At 72.5% G+C, this 788-nt stretch carries 2 protein-coding genes; both read right to left on the bottom strand.

Annotation, left to right across the window (positions count from 1 at the left end):
* Positions 1-529: PfkB family carbohydrate kinase (locus tag ACFQEU_RS16990; RefSeq protein ID WP_379784060.1), on the bottom strand; the 529-nt coding region annotated here is incomplete at its 3' end.
* 115 nt (positions 530-644) lie between these two features.
* Positions 645-788: DUF7519 family protein (locus ACFQEU_RS18335; protein WP_465261182.1), on the bottom strand; the 144-nt coding region annotated here is incomplete at its 5' end.

Genomic DNA, 788 nt, shown 5'->3' on the forward strand with positions numbered 1-788 from the left:
CCGGCTCCCAGAGTTTCGACCGGTAGTTCAGGTCGAACGTCCGGGTCACGCCGGCGTCGCCGGCCGCCCGCAACAGCGTGGTCGTCGCCTCCCGCGTCGCCGGCGCGAGCGCCGGGGTGATACCCGTCGTGTGGAAGTACGCCGCCGACTCGAACACCTCGGTCGGGAGCTCGCTGGGCTCGACGGTCGTGATCGCCGAGTCGGCCCGGTCATAGATCACGTCCGTACCGCGGGGCTTCCCGCCGTGTTCGAGGTAGTAAGTCCCGACGCGGCTCTCGGCGGGGTCGGTCCACGCGACACCGGTTCGGACGCCGTGGCTGCGGAGCTCGCTCACGACCCGGCGGCCGAGCGGCGAGTCGGGCAGTTTCGAGATCCAGGCGGCGTCGGCACCGAGCCGTGCAGCGCCGACCGCGACGTTGCTCTCGGCACCGCCGGCCTGTACGTCGAGCTCGCGGGCCGTCTCCAGCCGGTCCCCCCGCGGGGGCGAGAGCCGAAGCATCGTCTCGCCGAACGTCACGAGCTCCGTCACGCCGACCACCCCGCCGACGCGGTCGTTGCCGTGTCCATACCCGCCGATCCGTCCCGGAGTACAAAAGCGACCCCGATCCGACGGGCTCGAACGGTCACGATAGGGGCACCATCGGTCACCGGAACGCCGACGCCAACACGACCGCGCCGAACAGCAACAGCGCGAGCGCCGCGACGGGCTGGCCGCCCGCGGCGGCGACGTAGGTCCCGTAGACGACGACCGCGGACAGCGTCCCCACGAGCACCGCGCTCCCGGCGTG

Source organism: Halorubrum tibetense, from assembly GCF_042661865.1.
Taxonomy (GTDB): Archaea; Halobacteriota; Halobacteria; order Halobacteriales; family Haloferacaceae; genus Halorubrum; species Halorubrum tibetense.